This is a genomic window from Massilia niabensis (assembly GCF_042655085.1).
Classification (GTDB): domain Bacteria; phylum Pseudomonadota; class Gammaproteobacteria; order Burkholderiales; family Burkholderiaceae_D; genus Telluria; species Telluria niabensis.
Map to the genome: position 1 here is coordinate 217,234 of NZ_JBHSMU010000014.1, position 22,383 is coordinate 239,616.

The following is a 22,383-nucleotide window of genomic DNA, read 5'->3' on the forward strand; positions in this document are numbered from 1 at the left end:
CAAGTCAAGTAACAAGCAATGAGCAAAAAGCGCGTCAATTTCTATCCCGGCCTGCCGCCCCGGCTGCGTCCGTTCACCGACCTCGACATCGTCTGCGGCGTGGACGAGGCCGGCCGCGGCCCGCTGGCTGGCCCGGTCTTCGCGGCCGCCGTCATCCTCGACCCGAAGCGCCCGATCGAGGGCCTGCGCGACTCGAAAAAGCTGACCGAGGCGCGCCGCGACGAGCTGGCGCCGCAGATCCGCGAGTACGCGCTGGCCTGGGCGATTGCAGAAGCGTCCTGCGACGAAATCGACACCCTAAATATCCTGCATGCGACGATGCTCGCGATGCGGCGCGCCGTCGAAGCCCTGCAGACCCTGCCGACGATTGCCCTGATCGACGGCAACCGCTGCCCGCCGATGAGCATCCGCGCCCACGCCGTGATCGAGGGCGACGACAAGTGCCACGCCATTTCGGCGGCCTCGATCCTGGCGAAAACCGCGCGCGACGCCGAGCTGGTGCGCCTGCACGCACAGTACCCGCAGTACTGCTTCGACCAGCACAAGGGCTATTCGACGGCGCTGCACCTCGAGCGCCTGCGCCAGCACGGCCCGTCGCCGGTCCACCGCCGCTCGTTCGCGCCGGTGCGCAACCTGCTGCAGGTCGACTTGTTCGCCCCAAGCGTCGAAGACGCCTTCGATTGTGCGGACGAGGTCCAGCCTGCATGAAGACCGTCACCTCGCGCGACAACCCGTTTTATAAAGAACTCAAGGCGCTCGCCGCCAGTTCGCAGGCGCGCCGCAAGGCCGGCCGCACGCTGCTCGACGGCGTGCACCTGTGCCAGTCCTGGCTCGACCTGCGCGGCGCACCGGCCCACTGCATCGTCTCCGAAGAGGCGCTGCACAACCCGGAGGTGGCCGACATCGTCGAGCGTTGCGAAGCCCTGCGCGCCCACGTGACGGTGCTGCCGGATGCGCTGTTCGGCGCCCTCAGCCAGGTCGAGCATGGCGTGAATCTGCTGTTCCTGGTCGAGACCCCGGCACCAGGCCAGCCTGCGGCCATGACGGTCTCCGCCGTCCTGCTCGACGGGGTGCAGGACCCGGGCAACGTCGGCTCGATCCTGCGTAGCGCGGGCGCGGCCGGCATCACCCAGGTGTTCTGCAGTCCCGGCACCGCCTTCTGCTGGTCGCCCAAGGTGCTGCGGGCGGCGATGGGCGCGCATTTCGTCCTCGAGATCTTCGAGAACGTCGACCTGGGCGCATTGATTGAGCAGTCGAACATCCCCGTGCTGGCCATGAGCGGCTACGCGCAGCAAAAACTGTACGAGGTCGATCTGCGCGGCCCCGTGGCCTGGCTGCTCGGCCACGAAGGGCAGGGCGTGGGGCCCGAGCTGATGGCCATGGCCACGCACCAGGTAGTGATCCCCCATGGCGGCCAGGTCGAGTCGCTGAACGTGGCCGCCGCGGCCGCCATCTGCTTCTTCGAACAGCTGCGCCAGCAGGGAAGCTAGACGGCACTGCCGCCGCCGGGTTAATCTTGTCCCGGGTTAACAGTTTTTGGAGTCGAGATGGACATCGCGCATTTGCACTTCCTGGTCGCCGAAGCCGACAACGCCCAGCGCGCGTCGCTGGTCGAGATGCTGGGCCGCCTCGGCGCCAGCCGCGTGACGGACGTGCCGGACGGGCACATGGCCCTGCGCACCTTCCAGGCCGGCTTCACGCCGCGCGTGCATGTGGCGATCATCGACCTGGCGCTGCCGGGGATGGACGGCCTCGAGCTGATCCGCAACCTGGCCACGCTCGACTCCGGCATCAGCCTGGTCGTTACCGGCGCCCAGCCGGCGAATTTGCTGTTTTCGGTGGAGACGCTGGCCCAGGTCTACGGCATCGACCTGCTCGGCTCCGTCAGCAAGCCGGTCACCGCCGCCAAGCTGAAGCCGCTCATCGACAATTACGTGCCGCAGGCAACGCACGACCTGGTCGACGAGACGCCGCGTTTCTCGTTCGCCGAAATCGGCTCGGGTTTGCAGAAGCGCCAGTTCGAGCCCTTCTTCCAGCCGAAGATCGAGCTGGCAACCGGGCAGGTGAAGGGCCTGGAGACCTTTGCGCGCTGGCGCCATCCCGAGCACGGCCTGCTGGGCCCCTCGGCCTTCATCGAGGCCCTGGAACAGAACAACCGCATCGATTTCCTCGACTGGAGCATGATCGAGCTGTCCGTCGAGCATTGCCGCTGGTTCCACGACCAGGGCACGCCGATCTCGATCTCGATCAACCTGGCGCCCGAGACGCTCGCCCATCCGGCTTTCCTGCGCCAGATCACGACCTGCCTCAGCCGCCACACGGTGCTGCCCGACTACATCACCTTCGAGATGCCCGAGTCTTCGGTCCTGAATACCGACCCCAACTTCATCGAGCGCCTGGTACGCCTGCGCATGATGGGCTTTGGCCTGGCGATCGACGACTACGGCACCGGCCGCTCGAACCTGCAGCTGCTGGCGCGCATCCCGTTCACGGAACTGAAGATCGACCGCAGTTTTGTCGATGGCGCATCCAAGCGCCGGCCGCTCGGCACCGTGCTGCGCTCGTGCATGAGCCTGGCGCACAGCCTGGACCGCATGTCGGTCGCCGTCGGCGTCGAGACGCGCCAGGACTGGGATTTCCTGCAGGGGCTCGGCTGTACCTATGCGCAGGGCTATCACATCGCCAATCCGATGGAAGCGAAAGCGTTCCCGGGGTGGCTCGAAGACTGGCAGCACTTCTTCTAAGGTCGCGCCCGACAAAACGCACATGGCGGCGTTGCACCGTCTCGCCGTACTCACGTACTGTCTTCGACGGTGCGCCTTGCCCTGTACGTTTTGTCAGACGCTCCGGTGGGCATGATAGGATGACCACATGGACCGACGAAGCGACTACAAAACCGCGCTGCTGATCGACGCAGCCACCCACACCCCCGCATCTGGCAAGCGCGCCTCGCCGGCGCGCGAACTCGCCGGCATGGGCGTGCCCTTCGAAGTCGCCAAACGCGTGCTGACGAAGCCGGCCGAACGGCGCCACCCGCTCCCGACGGCGGCGGAACTGGCAGCCGCCTCGCGCGGCGCGGACTTCCTGGAGTAAGCCATGACGATCGAGTTGCGCTGCCGGTGCGGCAAGCTGCAGGGCGAGGTGGATGCCGCGGGCGTGGCCGCGCGCGCGGTCTGCTATTGCAAGGACTGCCAGGCCTTTGCCCGCTTCCTGGAGCGCGAAGGCGGCAAAGCCGACGTGCTCGACGCTGCGGGCGGCACCGAGGTAGCGGCCACGCTGCCGGGCGCGGTACGCTTCACGAGCGGGCTCGAGCACCTGGGCTGCATGTCGCTCAGCCCGCGCGGGCTGTACCGCTGGTATGCGACCTGCTGCCGCACGCCGATCGGCAACACCCCGCGCGACCGGAAAACCCCGTATGTCGGCCTGGTGCGCGCCTGCCTCGACGCGCCGCCCGAAACCCTGGACCGCCAGCTCGGGCGTTCCCGCATCGTCGTCGAGACCGGCTCGGCGCTTGCACCTGTCAAGCCGACGCCGGTGCGCACCGCCTGGGCGGTAGTCAAGATCGGCACGAGCATCCTGCGCGCCCGCATTGGGGGCGGCTACCGCAACAATCCCTTCTTCCTGTCCGATGGCAGCGCACCGCTGCGCCAGCCAAGGGTGCTCACCCTGGACGAGCGTGCCGCGCTGACGCGCTGAGCCTGCCAGGAACGTCTTCGGAGACCACCAAGCCCGGCCATGTGCAGGGCTTTTGCGTTAGCGTTGCCATTAAATTGCTATGTAGTAGCAATTCCATCTTCTATTGCGAGCCTATATGGTGCTATCCTCCGGAGTGTAGATGTTCCAATAACAGGAAAAACTTATTTCTGGAGAGTAGAGCATGGCGTCGCTGGGTCCCCGTTATCTGGTAGTCCTCGTCGCCGGGCTGTGCGCCACGGCATTTGCACAGGAGCCTGTTCCTGCCGACCCGATCGCCAGGGTGGAAGTCAAGGGGACGGCAGCGAGCTACGATCCGCGCCGCGACGACACGGCGACCAGGATCGTCATTGGCCGCGAGGAAATCGCGCGCTACGGCGACGCCAGCGTGCTCGACGTATTCAAGCGCATCCCCGGCGTCACGGTAACCACCGGTTCGGGACGCAGCTTGCAAGTGCAGATACGCGGGCTCGGCGCGGGCTACACCCAGGTGCTGGTGAACGGCGAGCGCATGTCGCCGGGTTTTGCGATCGACACCCTGTCGCCCGAGCAGGTCGAACGCATCGAAGTGCTGCGCTCCGCCACGGCGGAGATGTCGACCCAATCGGTCGCGGGCACCATCAACATCGTGCTGCGCAAGGCCGCGCGCAAGCGCGAACGCGAAGTCAAACTCGGTTACCTCCATTCGAGCGACTTCCACGGGCCGACGCTGAACCTGCAGCTGGGGGAGAGCGGCGAGCGGTCGTCGTACTCGGTGTCTGCCACCGGCAGCCACGAGAACTTCGAACGCGAGGCCCTGGGTTTCGAAGAGAACACCGCGCCCGGCGGCATGGTCGACCTGCGGCGCGCGACGGTCGTGCCCGAGCGCGGGTACACCAGCAAGATCAACCTCGGTCCGCGCTTTAACTGGAAGCTGGAAAACGGCGACACGTTGTCATGGGAAAATCTCGTGAACGCCGTCCGGTTCCGCAACCGCGCGCATCCGCAGGTGACGACCTTCGTCGGGAATCCGCCACCGGTGCCCGACCTGCACACCAGGGCCGAGGGCGAGAACACGCTGCTGAAATCGGACCTGCGCTGGACCCACACCTTGGCCTCCGGCGCGAAACTGGAAACGAAGCTCGGCCTTGAGAACACGGCTCGGCGTGATTTTCACCCGCGCTCGGGCGTCGACAGCAGGGGACGCCCGGCCACCGACGGCAGCGTGTTCGCCGAGGTGCGCTGGAAGGGTGTCAGCAGCACCGGCAAATACACGCGCGCTTTTGAAGGCGGCCATGTGCTGGCGCTGGGCTGGGATGCCGGCGGCAACGAGAGCGACGAGCTGCGCGCCGAGCGCGACACGGTCCGCCCGCTGCCTCCCGGGCAACTGCCTGACGAGACCTTCACGGCAAAGGTGGCACGCTTCGCCGTCTACGCCCAGGATGAGTGGGAAGTGACGCCGCAATGGTCGGTGTACCTCGGCGCGCGCTGGGAAGGCATCCGCACGCGGGTCGCCGGGAACACGGTCGAGGACACGCGTGTGCGCTCGAGCGTCCTGAGCCCGGTCTTCCAGACCCTGTACAAGCTCCCGGGCGGCAAGGGCGACCAGTTGCGCCTGGCCGTCAGCCGCACCTACAAGGCGCCGGGACTCGAAAGCCTGGTGCCGCGCCGCCAGGCTTGGGAGAACAACAGCGCCACCGAGGCCGACTACCAGGGCAATCCCGCGCTCGAGCCGGAGCTGGCCTGGGGCATCGACGCCGGCTGGGAGCACTACTGGGCGGAAGGGGCGATGGTCTCGGCGAGCACCTCGCTGCGTCGCATCGACAACTACACCAGCAACCGCGTGTACTTCGATGGCCTGCGCTGGATCTTCACGCCGTCCAACGAGGACCGTGCCACCCTGCGCAGCCTCGAGCTGGAAGCGAAATTCCCGCTCAAGGCCCTCATGAAAGCTGCGCCCGAGATCGACCTGCGCGCCAATGTCAGCCGCAACTGGTCGCGCGTTGCGTCCGTGCCCGGGCCGGACAACCGCATGGAGCAGCAAACGCCACTCTCCGCGAACCTCGGGGTTGACTACAAGGCGGGTGCGCTGACGGCCGGCGGCAACCTGGTGCATCGCAGTGGCGGTTTTGTCCGCGTCGCCGCCAACCGGGGCTATTACTCGCCTGCGCACACCGACCTGGAAACCTACGCGGTATGGAAATTCAATCCGAAAGTCCAGCTGCGGGTTGCCGCGTCCAACCTGCTCAACGAGGACAATGCCTTCGAGATCAGCTACACCGACCCGCTACGCGGAACGGAGAAACGCGGCTGGACCTACCCGGAAGGCGTCAAGCTGCGCACAACGCTGGAGATGAAGTTCTGAACGTTGCCTGAGCAGCAGGATTAAAGTTCGATCACGAGCTCGGGGCGAAAGCCGTCCTGTTCGCCCTTGCTCAGGTAGCCCAGCGGATTGGCCACGACCCGGCACGACCAGGGCCGCCCGTCCTGCACGCCCGTGACCGTGTAGTCGTTGCAGCAGTGCAGGTGGCCGTGCATCCAGACCTCGGCCAGGGGGAACAGCTCGTCGAGCGCATTGCAAAAGCCCGCGGTACCGGGCGTGATCCCGTAGCGCGGATCGGCGCTGCGCAGGCTGGGGGCGAAATGGGTGACCGCGACCGTGGGGCCGTCGAAGGGCAGGGCCAGCGCGCCGCGCAGCCATTGCTGGCAGTCGAGCGACATGGCGCGCCAGCCGTCGGCGAGCACCGGCTCGCCGTCACGCAGGGTCGTGTTCTTGCCGAGGTAATAGTTGGCCGCGCGGATCGCCTTCTGGTGCAGCTGCTGCTGTTTGTCCGGGGCGTGGCCGGCGGCGAGGGCATCGAAATCGGCCCACAGGGTCGTGCCGACGAAGCGCACGCCGTCGACGGCCAGGCTCTCGCGATCGAGCCAGGTGATGCCAAGGCGCTCGCAGGTGGCGCGCAGGCGGGCGTGCGCGGCGTCGAATTCGAGTCCGTCGTACTCGTGGTTCCCCGGCACGTAGAGCACCCGCGCATCGGTCACGCCCAGGGCGGGAGCGAAGCGCTCGAGACCGAAGTCCGTGCCGCCCAGGCGCGAGCCTTCCTGGTAGGAGCCGATGTCGCCGGCCAGCACGATCACGTCGATGCCGGGCGCGATCCGTGGCTGGAAGGCCGGATAACGTTCGAGGTGGAGGTCGGAGAACAGCTGGATGCGCATGGTCCCGGCAGTATAGCTGCTGGCGGCACGGAGCGGCAGGCTGGCCCGTGCGGCGCGCAGATGTCGCGCAATTGTCCCCGGTTGTCCCGCGATTGTCCCGGGAACGCGCGGGCATCGTCGACCGTGCGTGCGCATGCGCACAGAGGCAGGCGATGCCGGGGTCTAGGGTGGGCGCTCTATTTCAGGGAGGGGTGCCATGAGCGAGGAATCACGGAAACTACGGATCGAGAAGCCCGGCATGCCGGCCGGCGGCTGGGGTTCGGTGGGCGAGGTGGCGCACATCCTGCTCGACCAGCGGACGGTCGTGAAGGACAGCGCTCTGCTCCTCAAGCAGAACAAAACCGACGGCTTTGCCTGCGTCAGCTGCGCCTGGGCGAAGCCCGCCAACCCGCACCCCTTGGAATTCTGCGAAAGCGGCGCCAAGGCGACCGCCTGGGAAACGACGAGCAAGGCGATCGGCGCCGACTTCTTCGAGCGCCACACCGTGACGGAGCTCGAGTCCTGGAGCGACCATGCGCTGGAAGACCAGGGGCGGCTGACGGTACCGCTACGCTGGGATGCGGCCAGCGACACGTACCGCCCGCTGTCCTGGGAGACCGCGTTCGCCGAGATCGGCGCCGCGCTGCGCGCGGCCGAGCGCGAGCAGGTCGTGTTCTACAGTTCGGGCCGGGCTTCGCTCGAAACCTCCTACATGTATGGGCTGCTGGCCCGCATGTACGGCAACAACAACCTGCCCGACAGTTCGAACATGTGCCACGAGAGCACCTCGGTGGCGCTGCAAAAGACCATCGGCGACGGCGTCGGCACGGTGGTGCTGGATGACTTCGCCCAGACCGACTGCATCTTCTTCTTCGGCCAGAACGTGGGCGTGAACAGCCCGCGCATGCTGCACCAGCTGCAGGAGGCGCGCCGGCGCGGGGTGCCGATCATCACCTTCAATCCCCTGCGCGAGCGCGGCCTGGTGAGCTTCACCAATCCCCAGTCCCCGCTCGAGATGCTGACGAAACAGGAAACGCCGATCAGCACCCAGTACCTCCAGCTCATGCCGGGCGGCGATACGGCCGCCATCATGGGCCTGTGCAAGGCGATCTTCGACCTCGACGATGCCGCATTGGCCGGCGGCGCCGCGCGCGTGCTCGACACCGCCTTCATCGCCGCCCACACCGACGGCTTCGAGGCATTCGAGGCCGCCGTGCGCGCCTGCCCCTGGACCGACATCGAGCGCGAGTCCGGGCTGGCCCGGGCGGCGCTGGAACGGGCGGCAGGCGTGTACGCGCGCGCCGAGGCGGTCCTGGGCGTCTACGGCATGGGCCTGACCCAGCACCGCAACGGCGTGCAGAACGTGGCCATGGTCGTCAACCTGCTGCTCCTGCGCGGGAACATCGGCAAGCCCGGCGCCGGTGTCTGCCCGGTGCGCGGTCACTCGAACGTGCAGGGCCAGCGCACGGTCGGCATCACCGAGAAGCCGGAACTGGCGCCGCTCGACAAGCTCAAGGAGCAATACGCTTTCGAGCCGCCGAGGGCGACCGGCATGAATACCGTCGAGGCGTGCGAAGCGATCCTGGCGCGCAAGGTGCCCGCCTTTGTCGCGCTGGGCGGGAATTTCCTGCGCGCGGTGCCCGAGACGGTGCTGATGGAGGCGGCCTGGCGCGAACTGCCGCTCACGGTGCAGGTGTCGACCAAACTGAACCGCAACCACGTCATCCACGGCAAGGCCTCCTACATCCTGCCTTGCCTGGGCCGGATCGAGATCGACCGCCAGCGCGGCGGGGAACAGGCGGTGACGGTCGAGGACAGCACGGCCTGCATCCACGGTTCGCGCGGCATGGCCGAACCGGCGTCGCCGGCGCTGCTGTCGGAGCCGGCGATCGTGGCCGGCATCGCCAGGGCGACGCTGGATGCGAATCCCCGGGTCGACTGGGATGCCTGGGTCGCCGATTACGGCCGGATCCGCGACGCCATCGCCGAAACCTATCCCGACATCTTCCACGACTTCAATGCGCGCATGTGGACGCCCGGCGGCTTCCGCAAGCCGGTGGGCGCGGCCCGCCGCGAATGGAAGACCGAGAGCGGCAAGGCCGGCTTCACGGTGCCGGAAGGCCTGCCGGGCAACCCCGACCTGGAGCACGATGCGGGCGATGCCGACGATTCAGCCACCCTGCGCCTGTTCACGGTGCGCAGCGACGGCCAGTTCAACACCACGGTCTACAGCCATGACGACCGCTTCCGCGGGGTGTACGGCAGCCGCATGGTGCTGTTCATGAGCCGGGCGGACATGGCGCGGCGGGCCCTGGCGCAGGGTGACCTGGTCAACCTGCGCTGCCCCTCGAACGACGGCGTCGAGCGCCGCGTCGAGGGCCTGGCGGTGGTGCCCTACGATATTCCGGAAGGGGCGGTGGCCGGCTACTTCCCCGAATGTAATCCGCTGATCCCGCTCTGGCACCACGCCAGGGAGAGCAAGGTGCCGGCGGCCAAGGCGATCGACGTGCTGGTCGAGCGCAGCGGGAGCGCGCCATGAACGCGGCGGAGGCTTTTCTCGGCGCCGCGCCCGAGGCCACGCAGCGCCTGGCTGCCAGTCGCTGGGAAGCGGGCAGAATGTGCGAAGGCAGCGAGCTGGTGGCCGAGGAAGTGCCGGTGGCGCTGGCCTACAACGGCATCACCCATGCCGTGATGCTGGCTTCGCCGCTCGATTTGGAAGACTTCGCGCTCGGTTTTACCTTGAGCGAGCGCATCGTGCGCCAGCGGCGCGACGTCTACGACATCGAGGTCGAAGAGACCGCGCGCGGTATCGTCGTCTCGCTGCGGATTGCCGCCGGCGCCATGGCGCGCATGAAGGGCGCGCGGGCTGCCCGTACCGGCAAGACGGGCTGCGGCCTGTGCGGCGTCGAGAGCCTGGAATATTTCGAGCGCGAAGCCTGCCTGCCGGAGGCGCCCCCGGCCCCCGCGGCGCGGTTCGACCCGGCCGCGCTGCACCGGGCGATGGCGGCCATGGCGGCGCGCCAGCAGCTGCACCATGCGACCGGCGCCGTGCATGCGGCGGCCTGGGCCGATCCCGAAGGCCGCCTGGACTGCGTGCGCGAAGACGTCGGCCGCCACAATGCGCTCGACAAGCTGGTCGGCTCGCTGGCACGCGCCGGCGCCGAGCCTCCGCCCGGGTTTGCGGTCGTGACCAGCCGGGCCAGCTTCGAGATGGTGCAAAAGGCAGCGCGCGCCGGCTTCGGCATGCTGGCGGCGATCTCGGCGCCGACGGCACTGGCGGTGCGCATGGCCGAGGAAGCCGGGCTGACCCTGGCCGGCTTCGTGCGCGGCGGCAGGCATGTGGTCTACAGCCATCCGGAGCGCATGCTGGCTTGAGCTGCCGCTACTCTTCGTCCCCAAGTCTGTCGAAGCAATCGAGCGCCGCCTCGGTCAAGCCGTCGGTGACGACGGGGGCGTCGGGCTGGAATACGGCGCCGTCGACCAGCTGGCGCAGCTTGGCCAGGCGGTCACCCAGCGCCAGCGCCTGCGCCAGCGCGCTGCTGCCGCTGTTGCTATTCGCGCCGCTGCCGCCAGCCGCCGCGATGGCCTGCGTAACCGGATCGGGAAACTCCCACAGCGCGGCAATGCGCGCCGACAGGACGCGTGCCCCGTTGAACAGCGCGGCAATGAAGGCATCCGAGTGCGGCAGCGTTTCTCCCGGGCAGACCTGGTCGATCAGGCGGAACGCGACCACGAGGCCGATGTTTTCCATCAGGCCGGCCAGGTAGGCCTCGAACGGGTTGGCGCGCATGGAGGGAGCGAGGCGGCTGGCGGCGAGCGCGCAGGTTTCGGACTGGCGCCAGATGGCCGGCGCCACGCGCCGCGCATGGCGTCCGCTCCCCATGCCGATGATCGGCCGGAACGCGACCCGGGCCAGCAGCATGCGCATGCCGTTTTGCCCGAGCAGCATGATGGCCGCCTCGATGCTGCTGACCGGGGGGCCGGCATGGTAACGGGGCAGATACGCGGGCCGGTTCGCTTCGCGGAAGACCTCGGCCACCAGTACCAGGTCCTGCGACAGCTGGCGCGACAGTTCGGCGGCGTTCATGCTGTCGTCGCGCAGGCTGCGCATCAGCTGCGGGATGATCTCGGGCATGCGCGGCACCAGCGCGGCGCCGGCCAGCGGCGCCTCGGCCAGGCGCGCCAGCTCGTCCAGGACGCGCTGTTCGCGGTCCGGCACGGCATACGGAGGCAATGCGGCCGCGAGCCAGCGGTACCAGGTCGCGTCGATCTCGGCGGCGCTCGAGCGCTGATCGGCGTGCGCCGGCACGGGCGATGCGCTAGCGACGGCGCTGCGCTTGTCCGCATTCTCGCCGCCTAACAGTTTGTCCAGCCACCCCATGTTGCCGCTGCCCGTCAAAGTCAAGGCTGCGATTCTACATGATGGAGGGTGGCGGACGACAGCGTGCCGGCGGTGTTACTGGGTCCAGTAATCCACGACCAGCGAGCGTTCGAGGCAGGCGCCGAGCGTGGCGACGAAGGCCTGGTGCGCCGCGTGGACCAGGTAGCCGTCGCGCGCCTCGGCGGTGGCGAAGCTCAGTGTGAAGCAGTGGGTGAAGCCGTCGTTCAGGCCTTCCGGGCTGACGTTGGTGCCCCATTCATAGGCCTCGATGCCGGGAACGGCGTCTTTCAGTGTGCCGAAGTCGCCGACGACACGGTCGACCTGCTCGGCGCTGGCGCTGGCCTTGAAGGAAAACAGGACGACGTGGCGCAGTAGGGATGAGGGGTTGGCGGCTGGGTTGGCAGCTAAGTTGGCAGACATGGCGTTCGACAGGAATGGAGGGATGCGCCATCTTACCGCGTTGCCGCCGGCTGCTGCGCCGGCGTCAGAAGCGGTGCTGGATGCCCACCAGGACACTACGCTGGCTGTCGCCGGAGCCGGCTTCGTCGCGCGACAGGCTGACCCGCCTATCCTGTCCGGCCCGTGCGTAGGCGGCCACCAGATACAGGTCGGTGCGGCGCGACAGCGCATGGCGCACACGCGCCACTACCATGGCCGGGTCGGCGTCGGCGTCGCTCGTTCCTTCCTGCACCTCCTGGTAGTAGAGCGCGCCGGTCAGCGTGGTGGCGGGCGTGGCCTGGTAGTTGGCGCCTGCCCAGTACAGCCTGGCGCGCTCAGAGGGCAGGCCGGGCTGCGCGCCGCTGCGCCGGTAGTCGCGCACGGCAGCCTGCAGCTTCCACGGGCCGCGCCCGAACATCGCGCCGAGGTGCCAGGTGGTGGTCGCGGTGCGCTCGCCGGTGCCGGCCGGCGCATTGGCGTTGATCCGCTCGGCAGCAGCGACAAAGGCAAGCGGCCCGCGTGCATAGTTGACGGCTGCCGCCGCTTTCGCGCCGTCGGCGCTCGCCGATCCCTCGCCGGCGCCGAGGCTCGCTCCATAGCTCAGGCTGCCCGACTTGCCGGCGTATTTGAGCATGTTGTCGAAGGCTAGCGTCATGCCGTATTTGTTGCTGCCGCTGCCGTTGCCGGTGGGCGCCCACGAGTAGAAGGGGGCATAGCCCATCGGGTCATAGGGCAGCAGGAAATCATAGACGGTGGTGAAGGCGCGGCCGGCGAGCAGGCTGCCGAAACGGCCTTCGAGGCCGACGGTGGCCTGGCGCTTGAACAGGGGCGTGTCAGCGACGCCGGTGTCGGCTGCGATCCCCATTTCGAGCTGGTACACCGCCTTCAGGCCGCCGCCCAGTGCCTCGCTGCCGGCAAAGCCGAGTCGCGAGCTGTTCATGCCCCCGGAACCGATGCGCAGGGCGTTGCCGCCGTCGGGGTTGACGTGCGTGGTGTGGCCAAGGTGCAGGTCGACCAGGCCGTAGACGAGGGGCCCGTGCTGCGCCCATGCAGCAGGGGAGGACAGGAGGAGGATGCAGCAGGTCAGCCGCAGGGAGACGGTTTTCATGATGGGGTTCCGAAATGGTGTGGCGTCAGGACGAACACATCCGCACCAGGCGGGCGCCTGGCGCAGTCCAGAGACGAGAAAGCGAAGGAGGAGGTCAGGCGGCGCGGCGCGCCGCCACCCGGTCAGCGGTCGACCATTTTCCCGGGCACGAAGGCGAGCATGCAGGCGCCGACGGCCAGGGCGCCGGCAGTGAGCCAGAGGCCGGCGCCCTGCTTGCCGGTGAAGTCGTTCAGCCAGCCGACCATCGACGGCGAGAAGAAGCCGGCAAGGTTGGCGATGCAGTTGATGGTGGCGATACCCGCCGCCGCCGACATGCCGCTCAGGAAAGCCGTCGGCAGCGCCCAGAACTGGGCCGTGCCGCAGATGGCGCCGGCCGCCGCCGCGCTGAGCAGCACCAGCGCGCTGGTCACGCCGTCGGTGAAGGGCAGGGCGAACAGCGCCGCCGCGGCAACCAGCATCGGCACGCCGCAATGCAGGCGCCGAGCCAGGGTGCGGTCCGAGCTGCGGCCGACGAACGGCAGGCAGAGCAGGGCGACGGTATAGGGGATGGCCGCCAGCAGGCCGACCATGCCAACGCCAGTCACACCGGCATTCCTGACGATGGCGGGCAGCCAGAAGGTGATGCCGTACTGGCCCATCACGATGCAGAAATACACGCCGGTCAGCAGCCACAGGCGCCGGTCCGAGAAGAAGGCGCCGACCGAATGGTGCGCGACCTTCTCGCCTTCTTCGGCGGCGATGTTGCGTTTGAGAAGCGCCTTTTCTTCCGGCGTCAGCCATTTGGCATCGTCGATGCTGTCGTCCAGGTAGAACAGGATCGCGATGCCGAGCAGGAGCGAGGGCAAGGCTTCCAGCGTGAACAGCCATTGCCACCCCGTCAGGCCGCGCAGGCCAGCGAACGACTCCATGATCCAGCCCGACAGGGGGGCGCCGACGATGCTTGCCAGCGGGATCGCCATGAAGAAGATCGCCATCACCTTGGCGCGGCGCGCCGACGGGAACCAGTAGGTGATGTAGAGGATGACGCCCGGCGCGAAACCGGCCTCGGCCACGCCGAGCAGGAAGCGCAGGATATAGAAGGTGGTAGGGGTCTCGACGATGCTGAAGCTGGCCGAGATGATCGCCCAGGTGATCATGATCCGGGCCAGCCAGCGGCGCGCGCCAAAACGGTGCAGGATCATGTTGCTCGGAACTTCGAACAGGAAGTAGCCGAGGAAGAAGACGCCGGCGCCGAGGCCATAGACCGTGTCGCTCCAGCCCAGGTCGCTGAGCATCTGCAGTTTGGCGAAGCCGACGTTGACCCGGTCCAGGTAGGCGCCGAGATAGCACAGCATCAGGAAGGGGACGAGCCGGCGCACGACCTTGCCATAGGCGCGCGATTCGAGATCCTGGGCTGCGGACGGGATGCCGGCGGCGCCCGCCGGGGAAATGACGGTATGCGATTTCATGTGTGTCTCCATTATTATCGTTCCGGTGCCGTTTGTCGGCACTCTCCAGCCATGGGCAGGCCGGAGGTCTTCGCCTCCTGGCACTGCCCTTCGGTGCGTTCGTCCTGGGCGAGTACTCAGCGAAGCCAGGACTTGATGCTGGCCGCCATCGCCTCGGTCGAGATGCCGTAGCGGTCGTGCAGCGTCGGCAGCGCACCCGCATCGAGGAAGGCGTCCGGCAGGGCGATCTGGCGGAAGGGCGGGGCCACGCCTGCGCGTAGCAGGGCCACCGCCACCGCTTCACCCAGGCCGCCGACGACCGAATGGTTTTCGGCGACGACCACCAGGCGTCCAGGTTTCGAGGCTTCGCGCACGATGGTTTCCGCGTCGAGCGGCTTGATGGTCGGCGTGTGCAGTACCGCGACACCGATATTATCCGCGCGCAGGCTTTCCGCCACTTCGAGCGAGCGCATCGTCATGATGCCGCTCGAAATGACCAGCACCTCGCGCCCGTCACGCAGCAGCTTGGCTTTGCCGAGCTCGAACTGGTAATCGTACTCGTCCAGCACCAGCGGTACCTTGCCGCGCAGGAGGCGCATGTAGACGGGGCCCTTGTGTGCGGCGATGGCGACGGTGGCCTGCTCGGTGTCGAGCGCGTCGCACGGGTCGACGATGGTCAGCCCCGGCACGCCGCGGAAAATGGCGATGTCCTCGGTCGCCTGGTGGCTGGGACCGTAGCCGGTCGTCAGTCCCGGCAGCGCGCAGCAGATCTTTACGTTCAGGTCTTCTTCCGCGATCACCTGGTGGATGAAGTCATAGGCGCGGCGCGATGCGAACACGGCGTAGGTCGTGACGAAGGGCGTGAAGCCTTCCTTGGCCATGCCGCCGGCCGCGCCCATCAGCAGTTGCTCGGCCATGCCCATCTGGAAAAAGCGTTCCGGGTATTCCTTGGCGAACAGGTGCAGGTCCGTGTATTTCGCCAGGTCGGCGCTCATGCCGACGATGTCGGGCCGCCCGGCGGCCAGTTGCACGAGGGCGTTGCCGAACGGTGCGCTGCGGGTGCGCTGGCCTTCGCTGGCGATCGAGGCGATCATCGCCGAGGTGGTCAGGCGGGGTTTGGTGGCGGTGGCGCTCATTGGGTGTCTCCTGCGTGTTGGGTGTCTCCTGTGTGCTCGGCGTCGAGGATCGCGATGGCTTGCTGCCATTCGTCGGCTTCGACCCGGATGAAGTGGTTCTTGTCGCGCTCCTCGAGGAAGGGCACGCCGCTGCCCATCAGGGTGTCGCACAGGATCACGCGCGGCTGCGGCAGCGGATGGCTGCGTGCGGCGTCGAAGGCGGCGAGCACGGCCTCGATGTCGTTGCCGTCCACGCGCTGGACGTACCAGCCGAAAGCGATCCACTTGTCGGCCAGCGGCTCGAAGCCGAGTACCTTGCCGGATGGCCCGTCGGCCTGCTGGTTGTTGACGTCGACCAGGGTGATCAGGTTGCCGAGCTGATGGTGGGCGGCGGACATGGCCGCTTCCCAGGTCGCGCCTTCGTCGAGTTCGCCGTCCGACATCGAGTTGTAGACGAAGGCCGGATTCTTCTTCTGGCGCAGGCCGAGCGCCATGCCGACGGCAATCGTCAGGCCCTGGCCGAGCGAGCCGCCCGACATTTCCATTCCCGGCGTATAGGTCGCCATGCCCGACATCGGCAGGCGGCTGTCGTCGCTGCCGTAGGTGTCGAGTTCGGCTTCCGGGATGACGCCCGCTTCCAGCAGGGCGGCGTAGAGGGCGATCGCATAATGGCCGTGCGAGAGCAGGAAGCGGTCGCGGCCTTCCCATTCCGGCTCGTCAGGCCGATAATTCAGCGCATGCCGGTAAGCAACTGCGAGGATGTCGGCCATGCCGAGGGCCTGGCCGACATAGCCCTGGCCCTGGACTTCGCCCATGCGCAGGGCGTAGCGGCGGATGCGGTAGGCCGCGCCGCGCAGGGCGGCCATGCGTCGCTGGTGATCTGATTCGTGTTCCATGTGTGTCTCCAGTAGTTGATCGCAGCGATCGGATCGCCGTCTTGTGCAGCGCTTGATGGAGACCAGTGTATAAATGCACCCATGAACCGTATAGCGAGTATTTCTTACCAATAGATGAAACCAGTTCAGCGATACCGCGCCCTGCGCAAGGCCTCCCTCAAGGGACTGCAGGCATTCGAGGCGGCCTACATGCACCGTTCGTTCGCCAGCGCCGCGCAGGAGCTGTCGATCACCGCGTCGGCGGTCAGCCATTCGATCCAGACCCTGGAAGAGGCGCTCGGCACGCTGCTGTTCGAACGCGCCCGACGTGGCGTGGTGCCAACCGAGGCCGGCGCCCGGCTGTTCGAGGTGATCCGGCGCTCGTTCGGCGAGATCGACGACGAACTGCGCACGATCCTCGACCGCAGCGACAGGCAGCAGGTGGTGACGATCCAGTGCGCGCCGAGTTTCGCCGCGATCTGGCTGATGCCGCGCCTCCCGGCCTTCCTGCGCGCCCATCCGGAAATCGACGTACGGCTGTGGGCGGTCCACCAGGCGCCCGATTTTTCGCACAGCGGGGTCGATGTGGCGGTGACCTATGGCCGCCCGCCGGCGTCGGCCGGCGTGCACGTGGAGCCGATCTCCGCGCATGAGCGCTACCTGCCCGTGTGCAGTCCCACGCTGGTCGACGGCTGGACGCTACCGCTGCCGCCGGGCGACATCGAAAACTTCTACCTGATCCAGAACGATGTCTCGCTGACTTCGTGGGACGAGTGGATCGCGTGCTTCGCGCCCGGCTGCGGCAACCCGGTGCGCGGGCTGCGGCTCGACCGCGCGTTCATGACCCTGAGCGCGGCGGAAAACGGGCTGGGGATGTGCATCGAAAGCAGCGTGCTGGTGCAGGAATACCTGCGCGAGGGGAAGCTGGTGTGCCCGTTCGGGGAACTGGCGATCGAGGCGACCGCGCACTACCTGGCAGTGCCGAAGAGCCGCGAAGGCTTGCAGGCGGTGCGCACGGTGCTGGACTGGATCCGCGGCCTGGTGGGCGCGGGCGCGCAGGGCGCCGGCGCTGGAGCGTGAAGCGGCCGGCAGGGTGCCGGCCGCCCGTTCGATCAGTGAATCAGCATGCCGCCGTTGACGTCGAGGGTGATGCCGGTGCAGTAGGCGGACAGCTCGCTGGCCAGGAAGACGACCGCGCCCCCGATGTCGGCGGCGCGCCCGAGGCGTGCCAGCGGGATTTCCCGTGCGATTTCGACCTTGCGTTCCTCCGTCAGCTTGCCCTTGATGATGTCGGTCGCGATCAGTCCAGGTGTAATCGCGTTGACGCGGATGCCGTCGGGCCCGAATTCGCGCGCCATGGCCTTTGTCAGCCCGAGCACGCCGGCCTTGGCGGCCGAATAGTGCGGACCGCCGAGGATGCCGCCGCCCCGCTGCGCCGACACCGACGAGGTGTTGACGATGCTGCCCCCACCCTGGCGCTGCATGGCCGGCAGCACCGCCTGCGACATCAGCAGCGTGCCGCGCAGGCTCACATCGAGCACGGCATCGTAGTCGGCGTCCGTGATGTCGAGCGTCTTTTTGGCCTGCGTGATGCCGGCATTGTTGAACAGGATGTCGATGCGCCCGTAGCGCGCCAGCGCGGCCTCGGCCGCTGATTCGCATTCGTCACGCCTGGTCACGTCGGCGACCACGCCGAGATGTTGCGGCCCGAGCTCGGCTGCCGCCGCAGCCGGGTTGGCCGCCGCCAGGTCGAGGATCACGACCTGGGCGCCGTGCGCCGCCAGCATGCGGGCAGTGGCAAACCCCAGGCCATTGATGCCGGCGCCGCCGGTCACGATTGCCACGCGATCTTTGAGTAACATGTTTGTCTCCATGGAAGTGTGATTGTCTTCGCATGGTGGCGTGGGGCCGGCGCGCGGGCAAACGAGGAAATCTCAGGCCGGGGCGAAATCAATTCATGCCAGGCACGCGCTGCCGGATGCGCATCACCGCTAGAATGCATTTTTAGAAACGAACGAAAGATCCACAATGAAAAAGACCGGCCTGGCAAAGAGCGACGCCAAGAAACTGATGAACCAGATGGGCGCGCGTGGCGGCGCGATCGGGGGCGGCGAGGCGCCCGCGCCGGACAAGCGCGAGCAGCGCGAACGCGACCGCGCGGCAGGGCTGGTGCCATTCGCGGTCAAGCTCAATGGCGACCTGGTGAAGGAACTGCAAAGCCGCGCCGCCGACGAAGGACGCGACATGAACGAGCTGGTGGCCGAGCTGCTCAAGAAGGGCATGGCCGGCTGACGAGCCTGTGCAAGCCGGCTGCAAGCCGGCCGCGTGCCCTTCGAACTTGTCAGTACTCGCGCCGGTCCGGCTTGATTTCCTGCAGGATCGTCGTTGCGATCTCCTCGATCGACTTGGTGGTCGAGGACAGCCAGCGAATCCCTTCGCGCTTCATCATCACTTCCGCTTCGTTCACCTCATAGCGGCAATTCTCGATCGACGCATACTTGCTACCGGCGCGGCGTTCGTTGCGGATCTCGGCCAGGCGCTCGGGCGTGATCGTCAGCCCGAACAGCTTGTGTTTGAACTGCGGCAACGACGAGGGCAGCTTGCCGCGCTCGAAGTCGTCCGGGATGAGCGGGTAATTGGCGGCCTTGATACCGTACTGCATGGCAAGATACAGGCTGGTTGGCGTCTTGCCCGAGCGCGACACGCCCACCAGGATCACGTCGGCGTCGGCCAGGTTCTTGTGCGACTGGCCGTCGTCGTGGGCCAGCGAGAAGTTGATCGCCTCGATCCGGTTCTTGTATTCCTCGGAGTCGACGATGTTGTGGATGCGCCCGATGGTGTGGGTCGACTTGACGCCCAGTTCCATCTCGAGCGGCGCGACAAACGTCTGGAACAGGTCCATGTGCATGCCGTTGGCCGCGCGGATCACGCCCGACAGGTCGTGCTTGACGAGGGTCGAGAACACGATCGGCCGCTGCTGGTTGTCCGCGTGATACACCTCATTGATGCGCCGCGCCGCGTCGCGCGCCTTGTCGAGCGTGTCGATGAAGGGAATGCGGATCTGGCGAAAGCGCATCTCGAACTGGCTCAGGACCGCGTGGCCGAAGGTCTCGGCGGTGATACCGGTGCCGTCCGACACGAAGAACACGGTGCGCGTGGCGGGGGGGAGAGATGGGCGGCCTTCAACTGTCATAATATTTTTTTAACTATTGCTGTCAGGGTTGCAGTGTTGTGCGATGTGAATTCGCGATACCCGATGTAGAATGCTCGGCAACGATTTGGCATTGTGCTGCACGGCGACCAGAATAACAAGAACGCTCGCCGGCGGCCCGCACTACAGATTTCTATCATCAAGCAAGGGTGTTTTACTATGACTAACCTGTCCAACGCAGCATTGAAGGAACCCGAACAAGCCACCGGCGTCTATGTGGCCGCGTTCGAGAACCTGCGCATGACCGATGTCGAATCGGTCGGCGGCAAGAACGCCTCACTCGGCGAAATGATCAGCCAGCTTGCCGAAGCCGGCGTGCGCGTGCCGACCGGCTTCGCCACCACGGCCGAGGCTTTCCGCGACTTCCTGGGCCACTCGATCGATGGCGGCCCGTCGCTGGCCGACCGCATCGCCACCCGCCTGGAAGGCCTCGACATCGACGACGTGCGCTCGCTCGCCGCCGCCGGCGCCGAAATCCGCCAGTGGATCGTCGAGACCCCGTTCCAGCCGCGCCTGGAAGAGGAAATCCGCAGCTACTACGAGCGCCTCGTCGCTGACTCGACCGCCGAGATGTCGTTCGCCGTGCGCTCGTCGGCCACCGCCGAAGACTTGCCGGACGCTTCGTTCGCGGGCCAGCAGGAGACCTTCCTGAACGTGGTCGGCATCGACAACGTGCTCGAGGCCATGAAGCATGTCTTCGCTTCGCTGTACAACGACCGCGCGATTTCCTACCGCGTGCATAAAGGCTTCACCCACGCCGAAGTGGCGCTGTCGGCCGGCGTGCAGCGCATGGTGCGCTCCGACCTCGGCGCGGCCGGCGTCATGTTCACGATCGACACCGAATCGGGCTTCAAGGACGTGGTCTTCATCACCTCGAGCTACGGCCTGGGCGAAACCGTGGTGCAGGGCGCGGTCAACCCGGACGAGTTCTACGTCCACAAGCCGATGCTCCAGCAGGGCAAGTCGCCCGTCATCCGCCGCAACATCGGCTCGAAACTGATCAAGATGGAATTCACCAGCGAGGCGAAAGCCGGCCGCTCGGTGAAAACCGTCGACGTGCCGATCGAGATGCGCAACCGCTATTCGCTGACCGACGCCGAAGTCGTCGAGCTGGCAAAGTACGCCGTCATCATCGAAAACCACTACGGCCGTCCGATGGACATCGAGTGGGGCAAGGACGGCCGCGACGGCAAGCTCTTCATCCTGCAGGCGCGTCCCGAGACCGTGAAATCGCAGCAGAAGTCGACCGACGCCCAGCAGCGTTTCAGCCTGAAGGGTACCGGCACCATCCTGACCCAGGGCCGCGCGATCGGCCAGAAGATCGGCGCCGGCCCGGTGCGCGTCATCAAGGACCCGTCCGAGATGGAACGCGTGCAGCCGGGCGACGTGCTGGTTGCCGACATGACCGACCCGAACTGGGAGCCGGTCATGAAGCGCGCCTCGGCGATCGTCACCAACCGCGGCGGCCGTACCTGCCATGCGGCCATTATCGCCCGTGAACTGGGCGTGCCGGCCGTCGTCGGCTGCGGCGACGCGACCGAACTGCTGAAAGACGGCACCTTCGTGACCGTGTCGTGTGCCGAAGGCGACGAAGGCAAGATCTACGACGGCCTGCTGGAAACCGAGATCACCGAAGTGTTGCGCGGCGAACTGCCGCCGATCGCCACCAAGATCATGCTCAACGTCGGCAACCCGCAGCTGGCCTTCGACTTCCAGTCGGTGCCGAACAACGGCGTGGGACTGGCGCGTCTGGAATTCATCATCAACAACAACATCGGCGTGCACCCGAAGGCCATCCTCGAGTACCCGAACATCGACGCCGACCTGAAAAAGGCGGTGGAATCGGTGGCGCGCGGCCACGCTTCGCCGAAAGCCTTCTATGTCGACAAGCTGGCCGAAGGGGTGGCAACCATCGCCGCCGCCTTCTGGCCCAAGCCGGTGATCGTGCGCCTGTCCGACTTCAAGTCGAACGAGTACAAGAAGCTGATCGGCGGTTCGCGCTACGAGCCGGACGAGGAAAACCCGATGCTGGGCTTCCGCGGCGCCGCGCGCTACCTGGCCGAGGACTTCGCCGAGTCCTTCGAGATGGAATGCCTGGCCATGAAGCGCGTGCGCGAAGAGATGGGCCTGACCAACGTCGAGCTGATGATCCCGTTCGTGCGCACCCTGGGCCAGGCCGAGAAGGTCATCGACCTGCTGGCGAAATACGGCCTGAAACGCGGCGAGAACGGCCTGCGCGTCATCATGATGTGCGAAGTGCCATCGAACGCGATCCTCGCTGACCGCTTTCTCGAGTTCTTCGACGGCTTCTCGATCGGCTCGAACGACCTGACCCAGCTGACCCTGGGCCTGGACCGCGACTCCGGCATGCCGCTGCTGGCGGCCGACTTCGAGGAGCGCGACCCGGCCGTGAAAGCCATGCTCTCGCTGGCGATCAAGGCCTGCCGCGCGCAGGGCAAGTACATTGGCATCTGCGGCCAGGGGCCGTCGGACAACCCGGACTTCGCCCAGTGGCTGGTGGAAGAGGGCATCGAGTCGATGTCGCTCAATCCGGATTCTGTGATCGAGACCTGGCAGAAGCTGGCGTCGATGAACACGAAGTAATCCGGCGCGCAGTACTTCACTGCCGTCGACCGAACCCTCGCCAACCCTCGCGGTGGCGAGGGTTTTTTTATGGCTCGGGCAAAAAAACGCCAACCGGGCGGTTGGCGTGTGTGCATGCAGGGCTGGGCAAACGCTTAGTTCCAGCCGCCCGCATTCGCACGGTAGTCTTCAGCGGCCTTGCTGCGCGCCTGCGCCTGCATGTGCATGACCTGTTCGGCGCGGCCGTGGGCGGCGCGCATCAGTAGCGTTGCCACTGCGTTCAATACCTGTTTCATATGATCTCCTGAGATTGCCTTGCAGCGTCCGGCAAAAGCCGGTTTCGCGTGGATTGCCGATACTCCCGTTATAGGCTCCTTCGGG

The 22,383-nt window shown here is 66.9% G+C and carries 21 protein-coding genes; 11 read left to right on the forward strand and 10 right to left on the reverse strand.

Translation table 11 applies throughout. The annotated features are described in order from the left end of the window. Positions 1 to 18 precede the first annotated feature (18 nt). The 6 genes from rnhB to ACFPN5_RS14140 all read left to right on the forward strand — a co-directional run bounded on the left by rnhB (position 19) and on the right by ACFPN5_RS14140 (position 6,037). Positions 19 to 708, forward strand: coding sequence for a ribonuclease HII (gene rnhB, locus ACFPN5_RS14115; protein ID WP_379784299.1), 690 nt, complete (start codon positions 19 to 21; stop codon positions 706 to 708). Then, positions 705 to 1,490, forward strand: a complete 786-nt coding sequence (locus tag ACFPN5_RS14120) for a TrmH family RNA methyltransferase (RefSeq protein WP_379784301.1) — start codon at positions 705 to 707, stop codon at positions 1,488 to 1,490. Before rnhB ends, ACFPN5_RS14120 begins: the two co-directional genes overlap by 4 nt. A gap of 57 nt (positions 1,491 to 1,547) precedes the next feature. After that, a complete protein-coding gene (locus ACFPN5_RS14125) occupies positions 1,548 to 2,744 on the forward strand; it encodes an EAL domain-containing response regulator (RefSeq protein ID WP_379784304.1) in 1,197 nt (398 codons plus the stop codon). A gap of 127 nt (positions 2,745 to 2,871) precedes the next feature. After that, positions 2,872 to 3,093, forward strand: coding sequence for a hypothetical protein (locus ACFPN5_RS14130; RefSeq protein WP_379784306.1), 222 nt, complete (start codon positions 2,872 to 2,874; stop codon positions 3,091 to 3,093). Positions 3,094 to 3,096: 3 nt separating this feature from the next. Further along, a complete protein-coding gene (locus ACFPN5_RS14135; RefSeq protein WP_379784308.1) occupies positions 3,097 to 3,696 on the forward strand; it encodes a DUF6151 family protein in 600 nt (199 codons plus the stop codon). A 181-nt stretch (positions 3,697 to 3,877) separates the two neighbouring features. Continuing rightward, a complete protein-coding gene (locus ACFPN5_RS14140) occupies positions 3,878 to 6,037 on the forward strand; it encodes a TonB-dependent receptor plug domain-containing protein (protein ID WP_379784310.1) in 2,160 nt (719 codons plus the stop codon). Positions 6,038 to 6,057: 20 nt separating this feature from the next. Here ACFPN5_RS14140 and ACFPN5_RS14145 read toward each other — a convergent pair whose 3' ends face one another. Then, a complete protein-coding gene (locus tag ACFPN5_RS14145) occupies positions 6,058 to 6,885 on the reverse strand; it encodes a metallophosphoesterase (protein ID WP_379784312.1) in 828 nt (275 codons plus the stop codon). A 196-nt stretch (positions 6,886 to 7,081) separates the two neighbouring features. Here ACFPN5_RS14145 and ACFPN5_RS14150 point away from each other — a divergent pair, with 196 nt between their 5' ends. Together ACFPN5_RS14150 and fdhD are read left to right on the forward strand one after the other, a co-directional pair. Next, positions 7,082 to 9,403 (forward strand): FdhF/YdeP family oxidoreductase, encoded by a 2,322-nt coding sequence (locus ACFPN5_RS14150; RefSeq protein WP_379784314.1) that lies wholly within the window; start codon positions 7,082 to 7,084, stop codon positions 9,401 to 9,403. Next, positions 9,400 to 10,239 (forward strand): formate dehydrogenase accessory sulfurtransferase FdhD, encoded by an 840-nt coding sequence (gene fdhD / locus ACFPN5_RS14155; protein WP_379784316.1) that lies wholly within the window; start codon positions 9,400 to 9,402, stop codon positions 10,237 to 10,239. The genes ACFPN5_RS14150 and fdhD overlap by 4 nt, the downstream gene beginning before the upstream one ends. 7 nt (positions 10,240 to 10,246) lie before the next feature. Here fdhD and ACFPN5_RS14160 read toward each other — a convergent pair whose 3' ends face one another. From ACFPN5_RS14160 to ACFPN5_RS14185, 6 genes are all read right to left on the reverse strand, one after another. Then, a complete protein-coding gene (locus ACFPN5_RS14160) occupies positions 10,247 to 11,269 on the reverse strand; it encodes an HDOD domain-containing protein (RefSeq protein ID WP_379784318.1) in 1,023 nt (340 codons plus the stop codon). Between the two features lie 51 nt (positions 11,270 to 11,320). Then, positions 11,321 to 11,665 carry a Dabb family protein gene (locus ACFPN5_RS14165; protein WP_379784320.1) on the reverse strand — a complete coding sequence of 115 codons (345 nt, stop codon included), beginning with the start codon at positions 11,663 to 11,665 and terminating at the stop codon, positions 11,321 to 11,323. A gap of 64 nt (positions 11,666 to 11,729) precedes the next feature. Continuing rightward, positions 11,730 to 12,791, reverse strand: coding sequence for a porin (locus tag ACFPN5_RS14170; protein WP_379784322.1), 1,062 nt, complete (start codon positions 12,789 to 12,791; stop codon positions 11,730 to 11,732). Positions 12,792 to 12,913: 122 nt separating this feature from the next. Continuing rightward, positions 12,914 to 14,239, reverse strand: a complete 1,326-nt coding sequence (locus tag ACFPN5_RS14175) for an MFS transporter (protein ID WP_379784324.1) — start codon at positions 14,237 to 14,239, stop codon at positions 12,914 to 12,916. A gap of 116 nt (positions 14,240 to 14,355) precedes the next feature. Continuing rightward, on the reverse strand, positions 14,356 to 15,354 hold the full coding sequence (locus ACFPN5_RS14180) for a transketolase family protein (RefSeq protein WP_379784326.1): 999 nt from the start codon (positions 15,352 to 15,354) through the stop codon (positions 14,356 to 14,358). After that, positions 15,351 to 16,229, reverse strand: a complete 879-nt coding sequence (locus ACFPN5_RS14185) for a transketolase (RefSeq protein ID WP_379784328.1) — start codon at positions 16,227 to 16,229, stop codon at positions 15,351 to 15,353. Before ACFPN5_RS14185 ends, ACFPN5_RS14180 begins: the two co-directional genes overlap by 4 nt. A gap of 114 nt (positions 16,230 to 16,343) precedes the next feature. Between ACFPN5_RS14185 and ACFPN5_RS14190 the strand changes: the two genes are divergently transcribed. After that, positions 16,344 to 17,288 carry a LysR substrate-binding domain-containing protein gene (locus ACFPN5_RS14190; RefSeq protein WP_379784330.1) on the forward strand — a complete coding sequence of 315 codons (945 nt, stop codon included), beginning with the start codon at positions 16,344 to 16,346 and terminating at the stop codon, positions 17,286 to 17,288. Positions 17,289 to 17,320: 32 nt separating this feature from the next. Here ACFPN5_RS14190 and ACFPN5_RS14195 read toward each other — a convergent pair whose 3' ends face one another. After that, positions 17,321 to 18,070, reverse strand: coding sequence for an SDR family NAD(P)-dependent oxidoreductase (locus ACFPN5_RS14195; RefSeq protein ID WP_379784332.1), 750 nt, complete (start codon positions 18,068 to 18,070; stop codon positions 17,321 to 17,323). Positions 18,071 to 18,236: 166 nt separating this feature from the next. Here ACFPN5_RS14195 and ACFPN5_RS14200 point away from each other — a divergent pair, with 166 nt between their 5' ends. Then, a complete protein-coding gene (locus ACFPN5_RS14200) occupies positions 18,237 to 18,500 on the forward strand; it encodes a hypothetical protein (RefSeq protein ID WP_379784334.1) in 264 nt (87 codons plus the stop codon). Between the two features lie 49 nt (positions 18,501 to 18,549). On the opposite strand, the gene ppsR is transcribed toward ACFPN5_RS14200, so the two are convergent. Then, positions 18,550 to 19,401 carry a posphoenolpyruvate synthetase regulatory kinase/phosphorylase PpsR gene (gene ppsR / locus ACFPN5_RS14205; protein ID WP_379784336.1) on the reverse strand — a complete coding sequence of 284 codons (852 nt, stop codon included), beginning with the start codon at positions 19,399 to 19,401 and terminating at the stop codon, positions 18,550 to 18,552. 177 nt (positions 19,402 to 19,578) lie between these two features. Here ppsR and ppsA point away from each other — a divergent pair, with 177 nt between their 5' ends. Then, the gene (ppsA, locus tag ACFPN5_RS14210; RefSeq protein WP_379784338.1) at positions 19,579 to 22,023 is read left to right on the forward strand and encodes a phosphoenolpyruvate synthase; all 2,445 of its coding nucleotides are present in this window, start codon (positions 19,579 to 19,581) and stop codon (positions 22,021 to 22,023) included. A 134-nt stretch (positions 22,024 to 22,157) separates the two neighbouring features. On the opposite strand, the gene ACFPN5_RS14215 is transcribed toward ppsA, so the two are convergent. After that, positions 22,158 to 22,298, reverse strand: a complete 141-nt coding sequence (locus tag ACFPN5_RS14215; protein WP_379784340.1) for a hypothetical protein — start codon at positions 22,296 to 22,298, stop codon at positions 22,158 to 22,160. Between the last annotated feature and the right edge of the window lie 85 nt (positions 22,299 to 22,383).

Excerpts from the sequence above, each read along its gene's own strand:
- ACFPN5_RS14200 (WP_379784334.1), top strand. The coding sequence starts at position 18,237 with ATGAAAAAGACCGGCCTGGCAAAGAGCGACGCCAAGAAACTGATGAAC.
- ppsR (WP_379784336.1), bottom strand. The coding sequence starts at position 19,401 with ATGACAGTTGAAGGCCGCCCATCTCTCCCCCCCGCCACGCGCACCGTG.
- ACFPN5_RS14135 (WP_379784308.1), top strand. The coding sequence starts at position 3,097 with ATGACGATCGAGTTGCGCTGCCGGTGCGGCAAGCTGCAGGGCGAGGTG.
- ACFPN5_RS14140 (WP_379784310.1), top strand. The coding sequence starts at position 3,878 with ATGGCGTCGCTGGGTCCCCGTTATCTGGTAGTCCTCGTCGCCGGGCTG.
- ACFPN5_RS14130 (WP_379784306.1), top strand. The coding sequence starts at position 2,872 with ATGGACCGACGAAGCGACTACAAAACCGCGCTGCTGATCGACGCAGCC.
- ACFPN5_RS14170 (WP_379784322.1), bottom strand. The coding sequence starts at position 12,791 with ATGAAAACCGTCTCCCTGCGGCTGACCTGCTGCATCCTCCTCCTGTCC.
- ACFPN5_RS14185 (WP_379784328.1), bottom strand. The coding sequence starts at position 16,229 with ATGGAACACGAATCAGATCACCAGCGACGCATGGCCGCCCTGCGCGGC.
- ACFPN5_RS14150 (WP_379784314.1), top strand. The coding sequence starts at position 7,082 with ATGAGCGAGGAATCACGGAAACTACGGATCGAGAAGCCCGGCATGCCG.
- ACFPN5_RS14180 (WP_379784326.1), bottom strand. The coding sequence starts at position 15,354 with ATGAGCGCCACCGCCACCAAACCCCGCCTGACCACCTCGGCGATGATC.
- ACFPN5_RS14215 (WP_379784340.1), bottom strand. The coding sequence starts at position 22,298 with ATGAAACAGGTATTGAACGCAGTGGCAACGCTACTGATGCGCGCCGCC.
- ACFPN5_RS14120 (WP_379784301.1), top strand. The coding sequence starts at position 705 with ATGAAGACCGTCACCTCGCGCGACAACCCGTTTTATAAAGAACTCAAG.
- rnhB (WP_379784299.1), top strand. The coding sequence starts at position 19 with ATGAGCAAAAAGCGCGTCAATTTCTATCCCGGCCTGCCGCCCCGGCTG.
- ppsA (WP_379784338.1), top strand. The coding sequence starts at position 19,579 with ATGACTAACCTGTCCAACGCAGCATTGAAGGAACCCGAACAAGCCACC.
- ACFPN5_RS14195 (WP_379784332.1), bottom strand. The coding sequence starts at position 18,070 with ATGTTACTCAAAGATCGCGTGGCAATCGTGACCGGCGGCGCCGGCATC.
- ACFPN5_RS14175 (WP_379784324.1), bottom strand. The coding sequence starts at position 14,239 with ATGAAATCGCATACCGTCATTTCCCCGGCGGGCGCCGCCGGCATCCCG.
- ACFPN5_RS14125 (WP_379784304.1), top strand. The coding sequence starts at position 1,548 with ATGGACATCGCGCATTTGCACTTCCTGGTCGCCGAAGCCGACAACGCC.
- fdhD (WP_379784316.1), top strand. The coding sequence starts at position 9,400 with ATGAACGCGGCGGAGGCTTTTCTCGGCGCCGCGCCCGAGGCCACGCAG.
- ACFPN5_RS14145 (WP_379784312.1), bottom strand. The coding sequence starts at position 6,885 with ATGCGCATCCAGCTGTTCTCCGACCTCCACCTCGAACGTTATCCGGCC.
- ACFPN5_RS14165 (WP_379784320.1), bottom strand. The coding sequence starts at position 11,665 with ATGTCTGCCAACTTAGCTGCCAACCCAGCCGCCAACCCCTCATCCCTA.
- ACFPN5_RS14190 (WP_379784330.1), top strand. The coding sequence starts at position 16,344 with ATGAAACCAGTTCAGCGATACCGCGCCCTGCGCAAGGCCTCCCTCAAG.